This is a genomic window from Streptomyces sp. 135, assembly GCF_020026305.1.
Lineage (GTDB): Bacteria > Actinomycetota > Actinomycetes > Streptomycetales > Streptomycetaceae > Streptomyces.
The window spans coordinates 4,879,465-4,894,871 of the sequence record NZ_CP075691.1 but is presented as its reverse complement, the minus strand read 5'-3'; the positions used below and the strand labels follow the sequence as shown (position 1 = coordinate 4,894,871).

Sequence of the window (15,407 nt, the reverse complement as noted above, 5' to 3'; positions counted from 1 at the left end):
GGAGGAGCGCCCGCTACTCCCCCGTGACGCCGTCGATCCGCTCCCTCAGCAGATCCGCGTGGCCGTTGTGGCGTGCGTACTCCTCGATCATGTGGGTGAGGACGTAGCGGAGCGAATACGTGTCGCCGCGGAAATCGGCGGTGGCGTCGAGGGAGTCCAGGGCGTCCACGACGGCGCGGGAGCGGGCGCACTCGGCGCGCCACACCTCGAAGGCCTCGTCCGGGTCGGCGTCCGCTACGTCGAAGTCGGCGTGCTCGCCCGGCACCCTCCCCGACCAATTGGCCCTCAGCGCTTCGCCGTTCATCACGTTCCTGAACCAGCTCCGCTCGACCTCGGCGAGATGCCGGACGAGGCCGAGCAGCGACATGTCCGAGGGCGGCACGGCCCGCTCCTTGAGCTGCTCGGCGGTCAGCCCGGCGCACTTCATCGCGAGGGTCTCGCGCTGGTACTGGAGGAAGGCGGTGAGGGAGGCGCGTTCGCCGGCGGCGGTGTGCGGGGGCTCTGTGCGCTGGGGGACTCGGGGCATGTGCACGGGGATCTCGTCGGCCATCACGCCATCATGCCGATCCGCCTGGGGGTGCGCACGCGGATATGCGGCGCCTTCGGGTGAGGCAGTGGCAGGTGAGCCGGTGACAGGTCAGGCCAGCTCAGGTGGATTCAGGGGGTGCCTCAGCCGATGGGGCCCCAGTCGCGGCGCGGTCGAGGCGCTTCCGCCGAGGCCCGTGGGGCGCCTCCTCGCGGACGACTGCCCGTACGAAGTGATCCTCGCGCCGTGAAGTACAGCATGAGCAGGAACAGAACCGTGAGGGGCAGCCCGATCAGCTCGCCGAAGCCCAGCGTGAACCACCCCGCGCTGTCCCCCGCGCGCACCTGCCGCACCCCGGTGGCGAGAAGGGACACGGTGCCGACCGTCCATGGCAGCGCCCAGGGCCACGCGTCGGGCTCCGGTACCGGCTCCGCGCGGCGTCCCTCGCTGAAGGCCGCGTACCAGTAACGGGCGCACCACCAGGCCACGGCGAGCATCGAGACGGCCCCCGCACCGAGCCCGGTACGCGCCAAGGGGCTGGCCCCGGCACCGAAGGTGGCGACGAGCAGCCCGACTCCCACGCCGCCCATGGCGAGGAACAGCATCGCGCCGACGGCGAGGCGATGCCACCGAGGGCCGTCCAGGGCACGGGGCGAAATCATGACCGTCAGCCTAGGGCGGCGGGAAGTCTCCGTACCCTCGGTTTCATTTCGCTGACTCACGCTGCTGACCCGCGGCTTCGCGTCACGACACGGTGACAGTCCGCTGGAATCGGGCGGCTTGCCCCGCTATCGAACCTGGCGGAACCAACAGCCCCGTGGATAACGTCGGCTCCCGTTGGAGACATCCTCGCCCCACCGGGAGCCGACCGTGAACCGCCGCACCACGCCTGTCGCCATCGCGCTCGCCGCGACCGCTGCCCTGCTTCTGTCGGCCTGCGGCAGCGGAGACGACGGTGGCTCCAAGGACACCGACAAGATCGCGGGAGCGGACCAGAACTCCGGGAAGCCGAAGAAGTCGGCAGAGCCGTCGGGCGCGCCGGCGGCGGACAAGCCGGACGGCGTGGATGTGTCCCTGCCGAAGGACATGAACCTGGTCTTCGACTGGAACGAGCCGAAGGACAAGAACGAGGCGGCCGCGATGGCCGACACCGCCAACTTCCTTCGCGCGATCTATCGAGGCGTCCACAAGCGCACTGCCAACGACGCGGCGATCACCGCCTACTCCACCGGCGACGGACTGCATTACGCCAAGGTGCAGGTCAGCGAGTGGATCAAGGGTGGTTGGACCGCCACCGGGACTTTGCGTCATTACCAGGCCATCACGCGATCCGCCGCGAACGGTAATTCGGTGGAGGTCTCCTTCTGTGCGGACTCGGGCAAGTTCTACGGCAAAGAGGTCAAGTCCGGGAAACTCCTGAAGACCGAGAACAGCATCAAGGACTTCGACTACTTCAGGGTCGTCATGTCCAAGTCCCCCACGGGCAAGGGGCTGTGGCAGGCGTCCAAGGTGTTCGTCGAGACGAAAGCGGAGAAGTGTCGGTGATCAGATCGCGACGCACGGTTCTCAACACCGCGGCGCTGGCCCTCACCTTCAGCGTCCTCATTCTCACGGAATCCGCCTATGCGGCCAAGCCGGTCGATTCCGACAAGGGGACCGTGGACCGGCAGGGCGGCAGCGACGCCACCGGCATCTACGCCGCCGCAAAGGTCCAGTACTCCGGCGCCGTCGCCAAGGGCGGAAGCAGTGGAAACGTTTCCTCGTCCGACGTCACCTGGAACCCGCCCCCTTGCTGGTACGCCCCCTACCTCGGCGCCAAGGACTTCAAGAAGAAGATGTCCAAGGAGCTGAAGGACGCCATGGGCGCCCCCGGCATGGGCGGTCACGCGGGCCAGGCGCTCTCCCAGATGCAGCGTCATTACGAGGACGACTACGGCTGGACCGACACCCCGGGCTACAAGGACTACAACGTCGACAAGGACGGCAAGGGGATGTTCTGGGCCGCCGTCGAGAACCCCGACGAGCCGGACATCCTGAAGCGCTCCTCGTGCAGCGACATCCCCTTCTGGGTCGACAACGGCGAGGCGCCGCCGCCGCAGTACGAGGAAGCCATCAAGCCGGAGATGCTGGCCGCGCTCGCCTACCAGCACATGCAGCTGCCCGAGACGAAGGTCTCCCTCGCCCCCGATGGCACGACGAAGGTGAACCTGCCGACCTGGGCCTGGCTCGACAAGGCCGTCTTCGACGAGGTCCGGGCCACGGCGGCCATCAACGTCCCGGGCTTCGCGATCGAGGCGACGACGACCGCCAAGCCCAAGTCGCTCACGCTCGACCCGGGCACGGGCGACGCCACACTGATCCCCGCCGGTGGTGAGTGCCCCATCACCGACGACGGCAAGATCGGCGCACCGTACGCGAAGGGCAGGTCCAAGGAGACCCCGCCCTGCGGCATCGTCTACAACCGCTCGTCCAAGGGAGCCACGTTCCCCCTCAAAGCCGCCCTCACATGGGAGATCAGCTGGACGGGGACGGGACAGGACACTCCGGTCGGCATGCCCGACGGCACGATCGAGGTCGTCCAGGAGGTCGCGGTCGAGGAAGTGCAGTCCATCAACCGGTAATAGAGGAAAACATGACCGACCTCGGGGTGGACTACGACTACCTCTACACGATCAAGAAGGACCTCAGCACAGTACGCAAGGAATTCAAGGGGTGCACCGGGCATCAGGAAGACCTGAAGGACGCATACGGATCGCCTTATGTCTCCGGAGCCATGGAGGACTTCACCACCAACTGGGACGACCACCGTAAAGAGCTTCTGGACAACATCGAGAAGGTCGGCAAGCTCGTCGAGCAGTCCATCGAGAACTTCGAGAAGCTCGACAAAGAGCTGGCCGAGGCCAATAAACGCAAGAAGAAGAACAATTAAGGGAGAAAGTGCGTGGCCGGCCGTCCAGTCGATTGGTCCCCCATCGCCGAATCAGACCCGACTCCGGGCGACCCGGTCGCCGTGCGCGCGGAGGCGAAACGGCTCTCGAACATAGCGGAAACCCTGTCCCGACAGGTGAAGAAGCTCCGTCAGCTCGGCGACGACGACAACATCAAGGGCAAGTACGCGAAGAGCCTGAAGGAGGAGTCCGACGAACTCGCCGGACGCTTCGAGAAGACCAAGGGGCGCTATGAGAAGGTTTCGGGCCACCTGAACACATGGGCCGACGAGTTGGAGCACGCTCAAGGACTCGCCCAGAAGGCGCGTGACAGGACGCATCGGACGCGATGACAGGTACCTGGGACAACCTGGTCGGCTGGGCCAAGGAGCACGCGGAGGGGTTCAAGCTCTTCCTCGACATCCTCAGCTGGATCGGTACGGCTCTGGCCATTGCCGCGATCTTCATCCCGGGCCTCAACCTCATCGTCATCGGCATCGGCATCGCAGTCGTACTGGGTCGCATGCTGCTGGTGGCCGCCGGCAAGGCGACCTGGATGGACGTAGCCTTCGACGCCTTCGGGCTGCTCACCATGGGCCTCGGCCGTGGTGCCATGATCGGCCTCAAGGCGGCGAGCAAGACGACGCGTGCCGCTTCCACCGTGCAGCGGGTCACCAAGCTCAAGGACGGCCTCACGGCCACCAAGTCCCTGCGCAACCAGCTGGCGAACCGGCTGGCCGGTGCGACCGACGACGCGGCCAAGGCCGGCATCCGCGCGGAGATGACTGCCCTGCGCAAGGGCATCGCCGGTCGCGCCGGCAAGGTGGCCGACGAGATGCCGCCGCCCAGCAAGTGGTCCACGGCGGCGCACCTCGGCGACAGTGAGCTCGCGGCGCTGCGGAAGGGGATCAGCACGAACAAGCGGCTCTTCGGCGAGGGGATCTCGCAGGGCACCAAGGCGGGCGGGAACGTCGCCTACGGTGTCGCCATGGGCTCCGCCTACGCCGGCACGGCCGTCGACTGGGGCGACAAGCTGCTGGGTGACAATGACACGCTGAACGCCGCGAGCGACGGGCTGAACATTCCGCACAAGCCCAGCTGGGAAGCGTACAACGACTTCAAGGGAAGTCACGGCGTGACGCAGGCCCAGTCCGCTTGGTGAGGGAGCACGGCACCGGCAGGTCGCCACGCACGGAACCAGGAGCCGCATTCATGGTGGACAACAGAACACCCGGCGCAGCAGCTGACCCCTCGCCCGAGGACAGAAAGGTGATCAGGTACGCACGGATCGCCATCGTGACACCGCTCGCCCTGCTCATCATTGCCATCATCGGCGGGGTGCTCATCGAGTCAGGGGCACTCCCCGACGCGCTCAGCGGTGTCTTCCGCGTGCCAGCGCAGGTCGTGCCCCTGACCGCGATCGCCGCACTGGCCTTCGGGGTCGTCACCATCCACCGCCGAGGCCTCTGGCGGAAGGAGTTCACCCTCTACTTCGCCGGAGGCGGGCTTGCCCAGCTCTTTCCGCTGCTCCTGCTGATGCACCAGTACCCCGTGGTACTCGCCACCCCTCTGCTGCCCGGTGCCCTCACGCTCGTGTGCGGGGCGCTCGAACGAAGGAACCGACGCGATGCCGCCGGCTGACATCAAGAACGCTTTCGGCTACACCCTGGTCCTCCCACCCGGGTGGGCCCGGATCCCTCTGCGGGAGGGGACCCAGGAGGCGGTCAAGACGATCGTCGACGAAGCCGCTGAGAGGGTTTCCGCCGACCTGCCCAAGGACAAGGTGGCAGACGCGCGCATGGAGTTGTACCGGCGACTGAACGCGTCGGTCAAGGAGGCCCAGCGACGGGACGGTGTGGACCTCTACCTTCCCGTGGAGCCGATGCACGGGTATCTCATCGCCGCATCCATCGTCGTCGCGAAGGTCGACACCGCGCTGCGGGAAGGTGTGGGGGGGCAGGACGTACTGACCCAGTTGCTCGCCGATTCTGCGGGTTCCGAGCCCGTGGAGATGGACGGGGCGACGGCGGTGCGCAAGGAGCGCACGATGCCTGCCGACCCGAAGAAAGACGCGGAAGCGCCATCGAAGCACGTGGACTACCTCGTGCAAGTGCCCTCTTCCGGTGGGGACTCCGGGTGGCTCGTCGTCAGCTTCAGCACACTCGGAGACGGCAACCCCGAGGGCGACTTCACCGAGATCCTCGTCGAGCTCTTCGACGCCGTGATGACTACGTTCCGCTGGAGGACCGAGTGAACGTCACTTTCTCTCTCGACACGGACAGCGATGCCACCGTCTGGCCCGCCATGCCCATCCTCGGCGAAGGGCGTGGTGCCGCGCGCGAGCGCAAGAAATGGGCCCGCCGCACCTCGGAGCTGCTCTGGGCACTCGTCGACGACGAACCCGTCGACAAGAAGCAGGTCAAGATGCTGGCGTTCGAGCTGGAGTCCACGGCGGAGCTGCTCCCCCGCACCATCCCGGTGCACCAGGTCTTCCTCTACGTACCGGATCCGCGCCGGGAGTTCCTGACCTTTCTCGTGCACGCCGGCCCGAGCGAGGGCGAAGTCGACGCGACGCTGGAAGAGCTCGTCCAGAAGAACGAGCCGGGCGCCGCCCAGGACCCCGAGGTCATCGACTTCGACACCGAACGCCTGGGTCGGGGCAAGCGCTCGATCCGCTACTTCGTCGCGGCCAAGGCCGAGGCCATGTGCTGTTCGGTCAACTACGCCTGGCGCCTCGAATCGCTGGGCATCGACGTGATCGTGCGTACGCTCGGCGAGGACATCGGGTGGATCACTTCGAACATCGACGAGTTCGACGACTTCGCGCGGAGCCTGTTCATCAACCTCGACCAGTAGCCCTCTGACGCGGCGGCCCAGCGGCTCTTCCCTCTCCCCTTCTTCCGCAGCCTCCCCAGCCTTGCCTGCCGTTCGGCGGCGAGCCGTTGCTCCCGGGCAGCATGCAAGCGGTACGCGGCCCAGCCCGCGGCGTCCGGGGGGACGACGTACGTGATGAGAGCCGGCCCCACACCCGGCAGGGACTGGAAGCGGCCTCGTACGGACGGCAGTGGCGCCCACGCAGGACCACGAGAAGGTAGAGCATCGCCAGGAAGGGCAAGCCCCAGCACACCACCAGACCGACGCGCCACATGGAACGGCTCGTCCACCCGGCTCCCGGCCAGGCGAACATGAGCTCCGGCGCCAGGCGGACAGCCGAACGCCACGCGCCCTTCACCCAAAGAACAGCGCACACCGAGGCGAGGACAAGCAGCACCCCGCCGCGATCGCCACTGCTTCCCGCACGTTCGGTCCGCCGTCTGCCCGCTCCATCGTCACCTCTCCTTCTTCAGGGCCGACTTCATTGCCGTCAGTGTCAAGAAGCCGGACGCATGGTGCCGACCAACTCGGCGGGCACGAAAGCGGAAGCTGCGGCCTTGGCCGCGGAGAGGGCGCCTTTGAAAAGCGTTACGGCCTACTCCCAGTGAAGTGTTCCCGCCACCGTGTCGAAGAGTTGCACCATCTTCGGTGCCAGGCCCTCCATGGGGGTGGAGAAGGTGAGGTTCAGCCACTGGCCGCTCGCGGGTACGGGGACGTGATAGGTCACGGTCGTCGTGGCGAGGGTATTGCCCATCTGGCGCTCGGGGTCAGCGGCTTCGGTCTTCTCTATGCGTACGGCGTCACCCGCGGCATCCAGTCTCCGGACCTCCGGGGGGCGCCCCGTTCCTCCCAGCCGGCGAGCCAGGTCGTGTGCCGTCCGGCAGCCGGGCCAGCCGTCCGGGAGCAGGCTCACGAGCAGCGATGACGCCAGCGGCAGGCCCGCGACGGTCAGCAAGGAGATGTACAGCTCGAGACCACCCTCGCGGTGGGCCGCCTTCGCCTGCTTCTGCAGGTCCCGCATCAGCCGTTCCTTGAGCACCGGCGCGTTGTCGATACCGGCGAATTGCCGGTCGGCGAGCGCGACGATGCCGCGGTCGCGCTCGTCGGGGTCGAGGTGCAGTTGGAACCAGCCGTCGGGGACGAAGATCGTGTAGTCGCTGGGAGGGGTGTCCCATTGCGTCTGGAGCGGCATATCAGCGCTCGCCGGGGGATTCGGGGGCATTCTCTGACATCGGCTCCGCGGGAACAGGCAACAGACGCATGGTCGGCACGAGGCGATCCACAAGGTCTGTCAGCTCGTCCGTGCGTTCAAAGTTGAGCCACCTTGCCTCGACCAGCAGAATCTCCTCATGGCCGGGCGGCCAGACCCAGTAGCGAAGGCACTCACTGAGCTTCTTGCCCCACCCAAAGCGCCGCTTCTCGGCCAGTACCGCCTGTACGCGGACGGCTGGGCCGATGGGCAACTCGACGTTGCTGACCTCTGGTTCGCCCTTCACCTCGGCGTAGGACCACTTCAGCAACATCCCCTGGTACTCCTCGGGCGACGGCCGTGTGACTCCGTCCTCTCCGTAGGCGAGGACGGACAAGTCCGCCAGGAACACACCGCCCTCCGTGTAGGCGACGGTGGTCAGGAGTGGGCCCGACTCGTATGCCGTCAGGGCATGCTCCTCCAGTTCCTGCTGGAGTGCTGCCTTGCTGACGCCGAGTCGCAGCGGATCGAACTGCTCCACAAGGTTCGCGGCCATTTGCCGGGCCTCTGCGCGAGTGCCGTCGTGCAGCGTCAGCCCGAGCCAGCCATTGTCGAAGTCAAAATCTACGAGGAAGTCTTCCTCGGGCCCGGCCGCCGGCCCTTGTTGTTCCTGCTCCATCACGACACCTCGTCAATAAGTAGACCACCGGCCGTGACACCACTTCCGGCTACGCTCAGTTGCATCGTCCTGCGCGACAGCTTGTTGACCGCGAACCCCTCATCTCCCAGGCTCTTGCCCAAGTGTTTCGCTTCGTTGAGAGCTGATGCCGCGGATGGGTCCGCCAAGGTCATCGACTTGCCGATTCCCTTGAGGCGGCTGCCGTTCCCGCGGTCTTTCAGAACCTGCGCCATCTCACGGTATCCGCCCTTGAAAGCATCCGTCCAAGTGGAACCCTTGAAGATCTCCGTGACAGGCTCGCGAATGGACTTCGAGATGTCGCCTTTCTGAAGGCCCTTGACGACTCCCGCATCACGGTTGAACTTATGCCGGTTGCGCTTGAGCTGGCGGGGAGTACCTTTACCGCTCCTGGCGAGCTGCATACGCTGCAGCAACCCCTTGGCATACCGCCCACTGACCTTGGACATCGCCTTTCCGGCCCCCATCATCAGCAACCCGACCGCAGCCGTGGCGAGGTCCGTCCACGATGCGTCGCCCATGCCGACCTGGATCGCCGTGCACGCAATGTTGATCAGTGTGGCCGCCATCGAGATGGCACCCAGGAGTCCGGCCAGTCCCTGGCCGATGATGGGGATCCAGCCGACAGCCAACGCTGCGATTCCGACGTACTTGGCGATGGATTCCGTCCATCCCGCAAGCCACTCCACGAAATCAGCGAAGCCGTCCCAGAAGCCATCCTTGAGAGCGTCGTCGGAGATCACCTCGTCGATGGCCTCACGCGCCTTGCGCGCGGCCTCATCGCGGACACTCTGCGCTTTCCGTAGCTTCTCCCGGGCCGCCTCCAAGGACTTCCCGGCGGCCTCCGCCCGGTCCTCCAGCCTTTCCTTCCGGCCCTTTTCGTCCCCCTTGGCACCGTCGCCCTTCCCGGGCTTTGCGGACAGGCCGTCCAGCCCCTTCTCGGCGGCGCTCTTGTCGGCCTCTGCCTCCTGGGCCTCCCGCCGTGCGACCTCGGCGATCCGCTGGGCCCGGAGGAGTTCCGTGGCATAACTGCTGGGCCGGGCAGCGGCATTCGACTCGTAGTCGGTTCCGTGATCCACGATCCGGTCACCGACCGCGTCGGCCACCGTTTTGTAGCGCTTGTGCGCGGCTTCCAGCCGGCCGCGGCACTTCTTGGCCTTCTCACGGAACTCTTTGCCCGCGTCACTGTCCCAGGACTCCACCTCGGACGCCGCCTTGAGGTGACGTACCTGCCGTTCCAATTCGTCGGCCGTCTTGCGGAGCTTGCGGCCCAACTGTTCCAGGCGGTCGGGGTCGCCGGGGACCGGGTCCTGATCTGCCAGCGGCTGCCAGTCCTTGGGGCGCGCGCCGGCCATCAGGACTTCTTCTTGTCGGCTTCGCGAAGGACCCTGGCCAGTTCGCTGTCGATTTTCTCGTACGTCTTCGCGGCGGCCTTCGCGATCTCGGCCAGACTCTTGATCTCCTCGCCGAGCTCCTCGCGGTGGCTCTCCCAGTTCTCGACGAAGTCCCCGAACTGCCAGGAGAGGTCGTGCTCACCGAAGTCGTCCTCGTACTGGCCCTTCAGTTTCCCGAGGCCGTCGAAGGCGTCCTTGATCCGTCCAAGGCCGAGGCCCATCTCACGGATGACGTTCAGGTCGTCGATCCTCGTGTACTCGCCCATCGGGCGTTCCCCTCTGTCACGTCGTGCCGCCCTGCACCACCAGGAGCAACGAGAACGGGGGGACGGCCGGCACGCCCCGTCCCCCCGCCTCGGAAGCACTCATGTCAGCCGTTACTTCTTCGCGGCCCGTCCCAGCTCGTCATCGATCTGCTCGTACTTGTCCGCGGCATTGGTCAGGTAGTCGCCCATGCCGTCCAGGCCCTCGAGGGTCTTCTTCGCGCCCTCGACGAACTCGTCGAAGTTCTCGTCGAACGCCTTCGAGGCGCTCTTGGTGACGAAGCCCGTCTCGACGAGGTTCTTGATGTACTTCTTCAGGCCGTCCAGCTTCTCGTTGAGCTTGTCCTTCTCCTTGACCACGTGCTTGGCCGCATCACGCATGTCCTGATATGTGACATCAAGGTCCTTGGCCATGAGGCTCTCTCCCAATCAACTCGCCGCAGGGCCAACCCCCGTGGCTCCCGTAAGACGGATGCGAGACGGATGATGTGATCGTCCGCTCTTGCGCCAGCAGCTTACGGGTGAGGCGAACGGGAACGCAGCCCGGTTGAGTCACAGGTCTGCTATGACGGCGCGCCCGGTTCCGGTATGAGCCGGTGCACAGGGCGTTGCCTGTGGGAAGGGTGGAGCGGCTATCGTCACAGCCATTGTTCAGCTCCGGGGAGGACCGTCGTGCGCCTGACTCTGACCGTCGTCGATCCGTTCGGCGGAGGCTCCGCCGACGTGGTCCTCGACGCCGATCCCGAGTCCACCGTGCGGGACATCGCGGTGGAACTGGCCCGGCAGGTCGGCCACAGCGGTGCGCAGGTCATCCCCATCGGACACGGTCAGCAGACGCCCGCCGGCGGTGCCCCGATGATCTACGTGGACGGGTACGCGGTCGATCCGACGGCCACCGTCGTCACCTCGCCGCTGCGCGAGGGCGCCGTCGTCAGTCTCGACGACCCGGCGGGCTGCCTGCCGGGCGAGCCCTCCGGTCTGGTCGAGCTGCGCGTCGCCGGTGGGCCCTCCGCGGGGTCCGTGCACCGGCTCGGGATCGGGCGCTACGACATCGGCAGCGGGCCCGCCTCGTACGTCCGTATCGACGATCCGGAGATGCCCGCCCGCGCCCTGACGTTGTCAGTTGCAACTGATGGCACCTGCCAAGTCACGCTGCACGGGGAGGAGAAGGACAAGGAGGGCGTAACCCTCGACGGCGAGCCGTTCGGCGTGGAGAAGGAAGAGCCCGAACCGGCCGGGGCGACCCCACCCGAGGGGGAGTCCAAGAAGGACCGGAAGGCGCGGGAGAAGCGGGAGAAGCAAGAGCGCAAGGAGTGGAAGGAGCGCAAGGAGGCGCGGGCGAAGGCCCGGGCGAAGGGGCGGCTCGATACGGTGCCGTGGCCCCTCGGCGCCCAGATAGCCCTCGGCAACACCCTCCTCGAACTCACGCGCTACTCCCCTCCGAACGCCGCCCTGAAGTGGTCCGAGGACGGCGCCGGCCTCGACTACAACCGGCCCCCGCGGCTGCGGCCGCCCGAGCGGCAGACGACCTTCCGGCTGCCGTCCCCGCCAAGGGAGTTCGAGGCGCGCCCGCTGCCCTGGCTGATGGCGCTGTTCCCGCTGGTCGGTGCCGTCGTCGCCGCGATGATCTTCGACCGCTGGTACTACCTGATCATGGCGGGGCTCAGCCCGATCATGCTCTTCGGCAACTACTTCATGGACAAGAAGCACGGGCGCAAGTCCCATGCGAAGCAGGTCAAGGAGTACAAGGAGACCAAGGCGCGGATCGAGAAGGACGCGCGGGACGCGCTGGTCGCCGAGCGGATGGACCGGCGTCAGGCCATCCCCGACCCCGCGGCCGTCCTCGCGCTCGGCACCGGGCCCCGCACCCGCCTGTGGGAGCGGCGGCGGACCGACGCCGACCATCTGCTCCTGCGCTTCGGCACCGGCCGACTGCCCTCCGAGGTCGTCCTCGACGACCCGGAGAAGGACGACCACCGGCGCCAGGTGACGTGGCACATCGAGGACGCGCCCGTCGCGCTGCCGCTGAAGGGCCTCGGCGTCATCGGCATCGCCGGACCCGACGACTCCGCGACCGCGCTCGGCCGCTGGGCGGTGGCCCAGGCCGCGACGCTGCACAGCCCGATGGACGTGCAGTTCTACGTCCTGACCGAGAACTCCGCCAGGGAGAGCTGGGACTGGGTGCGCTGGCTGCCGCACGCGCGGCCGTCGGGCGGGCAGGACGTCAACGTACTCATCGGCACGGACGCCGAGACCGTGGGCGCCCGCATCGGTGAGCTGACGCAGATCCTCGACGCGCGGCTGAAGGCCCTGGAGGAGAACAGGGGCCAGGGTGCGAACTTCGCCGACCCCGACATCGTGGTGGTGTGGGACGGGGCGCGGCGGCTGCGTTCCCTGCCCGGTGTGGTGCGGCTGCTGCGCGAGGGCCCTTCCGTGGGCATGTACGCGCTCTGCCTCGACACCGAGGAACGGTTTCTGCCGGGTGAGTGCCTGGCCTTCGTCGTCGCCGAGCCGAAGCCGCGAGAACTCGCCGGTGTCCCGGCCGCGGCGGGACGTGCCCTCGCCGCCCCGCCGCAGGCGCAGCAGGGCGGCGTGCCCCGGCCGCCCGTCGGTGGCGGCTTCCCGTCCTTCCAGGCGTGGCACAGCACCGCACCCGCCCCCGGCCGGGCCGACGCACCGCGCGAGCTGCGGCTGCGCGTCGAGATGGCGGGCGCCGAGCGCCTGAAGGACGTACGCCCGGACTTCGTGTCGCCGTCCTGGTGCCTGCGTCTGGCGCGGGCCGTCTCGCCGCTGCGCGACATCAGCGGGGAGACGGAGGACTCCGCCCTGCCCGCGTCCAGCCGGCTCCTCGACGTACTCCAGCTGGAGCCGCCGACGCCCGGCGCGATCACGGCACGCTGGCAGGCGGGCGGCCAGTCGACGATGGCGGTCATCGGTGAGTCGTACGACGGTCCGTTCGGCATCGACATGCGCAAGGACGGCCCGCACGGCCTGATCGCCGGTACGACCGGTTCCGGTAAGTCGGAGCTGCTCCAGACGATCGTGGCGGCCCTCGCCGTGGCCAATACGCCCGAGAACATGACGTTCGTCCTCGTCGACTACAAGGGTGGGTCCGCGTTCAAGGACTGTGTGAAGCTGCCGCACACCGTCGGCATGGTCACCGACCTCGACGCGCACCTCGTCGAGCGCGCCCTCGAATCGCTGGGCGCCGAGCTGAAGCGGCGCGAGCACATCCTCGCCGACGCCGACGCGAAGGACATCGAGGACTACCAGGACCTGGTGCGGCGCGATCCGTCGCACCCGCCCGTGCCCCGGCTCCTCATCGTCATCGACGAGTTCGCCTCCATGGTCCGTGACCTGCCCGACTTCGTGACGGGCCTCGTCAACATCGCCCAGCGGGGCCGTTCGCTCGGCATCCACCTGCTCCTCGCCACGCAGCGGCCCTCCGGCGTCGTCTCCCCCGAGATCCGCGCCAACACCAACCTCCGCATCGCGCTGCGCGTGACCGACGGCGGCGAGTCCAGTGACGTCATCGACTCCCCCGAGGCCGGGCACATCAGCAAGAGCACCCCGGGCCGCGCCTACGTGCGGCTCGGGCACGCCTCGCTCGTGCCCTTCCAGTCGGGACGCGTCGGTGGCCGCCGGCCCGGTGCCGCCGACCCGACGGCGCTCGCGCCCTGGGCCGACGCCCTGGACTGGTCGGCGCTCGGCCGCGCCTCGCTGGTGAAGCCGAAGGCCGAGGCCCGCGAGGATGAGGAGATCACCGACCTGAAGGTCCTGGTCGACACCATCATCGAGGCCAACCGGACCCTCGGCATCCCCGCCCAGCACAGCCCGTGGCTGCCCGCGCTCGGCGAGACCCTGCTGCTCGACGAGATCCCGCTTCCCGCGGCCCGCACGGCGCCCGGCTCCCTCGCGCCCGCCGCGTACGGCATCGAGGATCTGCCCGCCGACCAGGCGCGCCGCCCGGTCGTCGTGGACTTCGCGACCTTCGGCCACCTGATGATCGGCGGCGCCCCGCGCTCCGGCCGCTCCCAGGTGCTCCGTACCATCGCGGGCTCCCTGGCGCGCACGCACTCCAGCGCCGACGTCCACCTGTACGGCATCGACTGCGGCAACGGCGCGCTCAACGCGCTGACCCGACTGCCGCACTGCGGCGCCGTCGTCGGCCGCAACCAGACCGAGCGGGTCGTCCGGCTCATCAACCGGCTCAAGGGCGAACTGACCCGGCGCCAGGACCTGTTGGCCGACAAGGGCTACGCGGACATCGGCGAGCAGCGGGCCGACGCCGCCGAGGACGAGCGGCTGCCGCACCTCGTCGTGCTGCTCGACCGGTGGGAGGGCTGGCTGCCCACGCTCGGCGAGATCGACCACGGTTCGCTCACCGACGAGATCACGACGATCATGCGGGAGGGCGCGAGCGTCGGCATCCACATGGTGATGACGGGCGACCGGCAGATCCTGGTGGGCCGCATCTCCTCCCTCACCGAGGACAAGTACGGCCTGCGCCTGGCGGACCGCTCCGACTTCTCGATGCTCGGCATCCCCGCCCGCAGGGTCCCCGAGGAGATCCCGCCGGGCCGCGCCTTCAGGAACGAGACGGGTACGGAGACGCAGTTCGCGCTGCTCTCCGGCGACGTCACCGGTCAGGGGCAGGCCGCCGCCATCGCCGCGATCGGTGAGCAGGCCGCGGCCCGCGACGCCGATGTGCCGCGCCACCGCAGGCCGTTCCGCGTCGACACGCTGCCGAGCCGCATCTCCTTCGAGGAGGCGTGGGAGCTGCGCGACCCGGAGGCCTCGCGCTCCAAGCTGTGGGCGCTGGTCGGCATCGGCGGCGACGAGGTCATGGGGTACGGGCCGGACCTCGCGGAGGGCGTGCCCGCCTTCGTCATCGCCGGCCCGGCCAAGTCGGGCCGCTCCACGGTGCTGATGAACATGGCGCGGTCGTTCCGCGCCCAGGGCGTACGCCTCATCGTCGCCGCCCCGCGCCAGTCGCCGCTGCGTGAACTGGAGGGCACGGAGGGCGTGCTGAAGGTCTTCACCGGTGACGACATCGACGAGGACGAGTTCGAGGAACTGATCGAGGAGGCGGACGCGTCCCGGGAGGACCCGGTGGTCGTCCTCATCGACGACGCCGAGATGCTGGAGGACGCCGACGCGGCGAGCCAGTTCAAGCGGATCATCCAGCGCGGCGCCGACCAGGGCCTCGCGATGGTCCTCGCCGGTGACGAGGAGGACGTGTGCAGCGGCTTCTCGGGCTGGCAGGTCGAGGCGAAGAAGGGCCGCCGCGGGATCCTGCTCTCCCCGCAGGACAGCTCCAGCGGTGACCTCATCGGCCTGCGGATCTCGCGCAGTGTGGTCGGCGGTCCGGTGGCACCGGGCAAGGGCATGCTGCACCTGGGCAATGGCGAACTGGCCACGCTGACGACACCGTTGTAGGGGGCGGGGCTCATGGGGGCCCTGCGCTCCGTGGGCTTCGCCTGCATGGTGGTCGGCGGCCCGGCGGAGGGTACGGCTTCGCGGCGATCGGCAGGTTT

At 68.1% G+C, this 15,407-nt stretch carries 16 protein-coding genes; 9 read left to right on the top strand and 7 right to left on the bottom strand.

All coding sequences use genetic code 11. The features are described 5' to 3' along the window. Nucleotides 1-13: 13 nt before the first annotated feature. Complete coding sequence (locus KKZ08_RS22115) at nucleotides 14-550, bottom strand: DinB family protein (protein ID WP_223776113.1); 537 nt, start codon at nucleotides 548-550, stop codon at nucleotides 14-16. Nucleotides 551-669: 119 nt separating this feature from the next. Beyond that, nucleotides 670-1,188: a hypothetical protein gene (locus KKZ08_RS22110; RefSeq protein ID WP_223776112.1), complete on the bottom strand. Its 519-nt coding sequence runs from the start codon at nucleotides 1,186-1,188 to the stop codon at nucleotides 670-672. A gap of 208 nt (nucleotides 1,189-1,396) precedes the next feature. On the opposite strand from KKZ08_RS22110, the gene KKZ08_RS22105 reads away from it, so the two are divergent. The 8 genes from KKZ08_RS22105 (at nucleotide 1,397) to KKZ08_RS22070 (ending at nucleotide 6,309) form a co-directional block, all read left to right on the top strand. Next, the gene (locus KKZ08_RS22105; RefSeq protein WP_223776111.1) at nucleotides 1,397-2,071 is read left to right on the top strand and encodes a hypothetical protein; all 675 of its coding nucleotides are present in this window, start codon (nucleotides 1,397-1,399) and stop codon (nucleotides 2,069-2,071) included. Then, nucleotides 2,068-3,147 carry a hypothetical protein gene (locus KKZ08_RS22100; RefSeq protein WP_223776110.1) on the top strand — a complete coding sequence of 360 codons (1,080 nt, stop codon included), beginning with the start codon at nucleotides 2,068-2,070 and terminating at the stop codon, nucleotides 3,145-3,147. Before KKZ08_RS22105 ends, KKZ08_RS22100 begins: the two co-directional genes overlap by 4 nt. Nucleotides 3,148-3,158: 11 nt before the next feature. Further along, nucleotides 3,159-3,455 (top strand): hypothetical protein, encoded by a 297-nt coding sequence (locus tag KKZ08_RS22095; protein ID WP_223776109.1) that lies wholly within the window; start codon nucleotides 3,159-3,161, stop codon nucleotides 3,453-3,455. A 12-nt stretch (nucleotides 3,456-3,467) separates the two neighbouring features. Next, a complete protein-coding gene (locus KKZ08_RS22090) occupies nucleotides 3,468-3,806 on the top strand; it encodes a putative T7SS-secreted protein (RefSeq protein ID WP_223776108.1) in 339 nt (112 codons plus the stop codon). Continuing rightward, nucleotides 3,803-4,615, top strand: coding sequence for a hypothetical protein (locus tag KKZ08_RS22085; protein ID WP_223776107.1), 813 nt, complete (start codon nucleotides 3,803-3,805; stop codon nucleotides 4,613-4,615). The genes KKZ08_RS22090 and KKZ08_RS22085 overlap by 4 nt, the downstream gene beginning before the upstream one ends. Before the next feature lie 107 nt (nucleotides 4,616-4,722). Continuing rightward, on the top strand, nucleotides 4,723-5,094 hold the full coding sequence (locus KKZ08_RS22080) for a hypothetical protein (protein WP_223776106.1): 372 nt from the start codon (nucleotides 4,723-4,725) through the stop codon (nucleotides 5,092-5,094). Continuing rightward, entirely contained in the window at nucleotides 5,081-5,707 is a 627-nt protein-coding gene (locus tag KKZ08_RS22075; protein ID WP_223776105.1) for a hypothetical protein, read from the top strand. Before KKZ08_RS22080 ends, KKZ08_RS22075 begins: the two co-directional genes overlap by 14 nt. Continuing rightward, nucleotides 5,704-6,309 carry a hypothetical protein gene (locus tag KKZ08_RS22070; RefSeq protein WP_223776104.1) on the top strand — a complete coding sequence of 202 codons (606 nt, stop codon included), beginning with the start codon at nucleotides 5,704-5,706 and terminating at the stop codon, nucleotides 6,307-6,309. Before KKZ08_RS22075 ends, KKZ08_RS22070 begins: the two co-directional genes overlap by 4 nt. A gap of 613 nt (nucleotides 6,310-6,922) precedes the next feature. On the opposite strand, the gene KKZ08_RS22065 is transcribed toward KKZ08_RS22070, so the two are convergent. The 5 genes from KKZ08_RS22065 to KKZ08_RS22045 form a co-directional block, all read right to left on the bottom strand. After that, complete coding sequence (locus tag KKZ08_RS22065) at nucleotides 6,923-7,519, bottom strand: hypothetical protein (protein ID WP_223776103.1); 597 nt, start codon at nucleotides 7,517-7,519, stop codon at nucleotides 6,923-6,925. A gap of 1 nt (nucleotide 7,520) precedes the next feature. Further along, nucleotides 7,521-8,195 carry a hypothetical protein gene (locus tag KKZ08_RS22060; RefSeq protein WP_223776102.1) on the bottom strand — a complete coding sequence of 225 codons (675 nt, stop codon included), beginning with the start codon at nucleotides 8,193-8,195 and terminating at the stop codon, nucleotides 7,521-7,523. After that, on the bottom strand, nucleotides 8,195-9,568 hold the full coding sequence (locus tag KKZ08_RS22055; protein WP_223776101.1) for a hypothetical protein: 1,374 nt from the start codon (nucleotides 9,566-9,568) through the stop codon (nucleotides 8,195-8,197). Before KKZ08_RS22055 ends, KKZ08_RS22060 begins: the two co-directional genes overlap by 1 nt. After that, the gene (locus tag KKZ08_RS22050) at nucleotides 9,568-9,873 is read right to left on the bottom strand and encodes a hypothetical protein (RefSeq protein ID WP_223776100.1); all 306 of its coding nucleotides are present in this window, start codon (nucleotides 9,871-9,873) and stop codon (nucleotides 9,568-9,570) included. The genes KKZ08_RS22055 and KKZ08_RS22050 overlap by 1 nt, the downstream gene beginning before the upstream one ends. 111 nt (nucleotides 9,874-9,984) lie before the next feature. Further along, entirely contained in the window at nucleotides 9,985-10,284 is a 300-nt protein-coding gene (locus tag KKZ08_RS22045) for a WXG100 family type VII secretion target (RefSeq protein WP_125514376.1), read from the bottom strand. Nucleotides 10,285-10,542: 258 nt separating this feature from the next. Between KKZ08_RS22045 and KKZ08_RS22040 the strand changes: the two genes are divergently transcribed. Then, a complete protein-coding gene (locus KKZ08_RS22040; protein ID WP_223776099.1) occupies nucleotides 10,543-15,309 on the top strand; it encodes an FtsK/SpoIIIE domain-containing protein in 4,767 nt (1,588 codons plus the stop codon). The last annotated feature ends 98 nt before the right edge of the window (nucleotides 15,310-15,407 follow it).

What these genes read in the sequence shown, in the direction of transcription:
- KKZ08_RS22115 (WP_223776113.1), bottom strand. Translation starts at nt 550, where the DNA reads ATGGCCGACGAGATCCCCGTGCACATGCCCCGAGTCCCCCAGCGCACA.
- KKZ08_RS22110 (WP_223776112.1), bottom strand. Translation starts at nt 1,188, where the DNA reads ATGATTTCGCCCCGTGCCCTGGACGGCCCTCGGTGGCATCGCCTCGCC.
- KKZ08_RS22095 (WP_223776109.1), top strand. Translation starts at nt 3,159, where the DNA reads ATGACCGACCTCGGGGTGGACTACGACTACCTCTACACGATCAAGAAG.
- KKZ08_RS22085 (WP_223776107.1), top strand. Translation starts at nt 3,803, where the DNA reads ATGACAGGTACCTGGGACAACCTGGTCGGCTGGGCCAAGGAGCACGCG.
- KKZ08_RS22075 (WP_223776105.1), top strand. Translation starts at nt 5,081, where the DNA reads ATGCCGCCGGCTGACATCAAGAACGCTTTCGGCTACACCCTGGTCCTC.
- KKZ08_RS22065 (WP_223776103.1), bottom strand. Translation starts at nt 7,519, where the DNA reads ATGCCGCTCCAGACGCAATGGGACACCCCTCCCAGCGACTACACGATC.
- KKZ08_RS22060 (WP_223776102.1), bottom strand. Translation starts at nt 8,195, where the DNA reads ATGGAGCAGGAACAACAAGGGCCGGCGGCCGGGCCCGAGGAAGACTTC.
- KKZ08_RS22055 (WP_223776101.1), bottom strand. Translation starts at nt 9,568, where the DNA reads ATGGCCGGCGCGCGCCCCAAGGACTGGCAGCCGCTGGCAGATCAGGAC.
- KKZ08_RS22050 (WP_223776100.1), bottom strand. Translation starts at nt 9,873, where the DNA reads ATGGGCGAGTACACGAGGATCGACGACCTGAACGTCATCCGTGAGATG.
- KKZ08_RS22045 (WP_125514376.1), bottom strand. Translation starts at nt 10,284, where the DNA reads ATGGCCAAGGACCTTGATGTCACATATCAGGACATGCGTGATGCGGCC.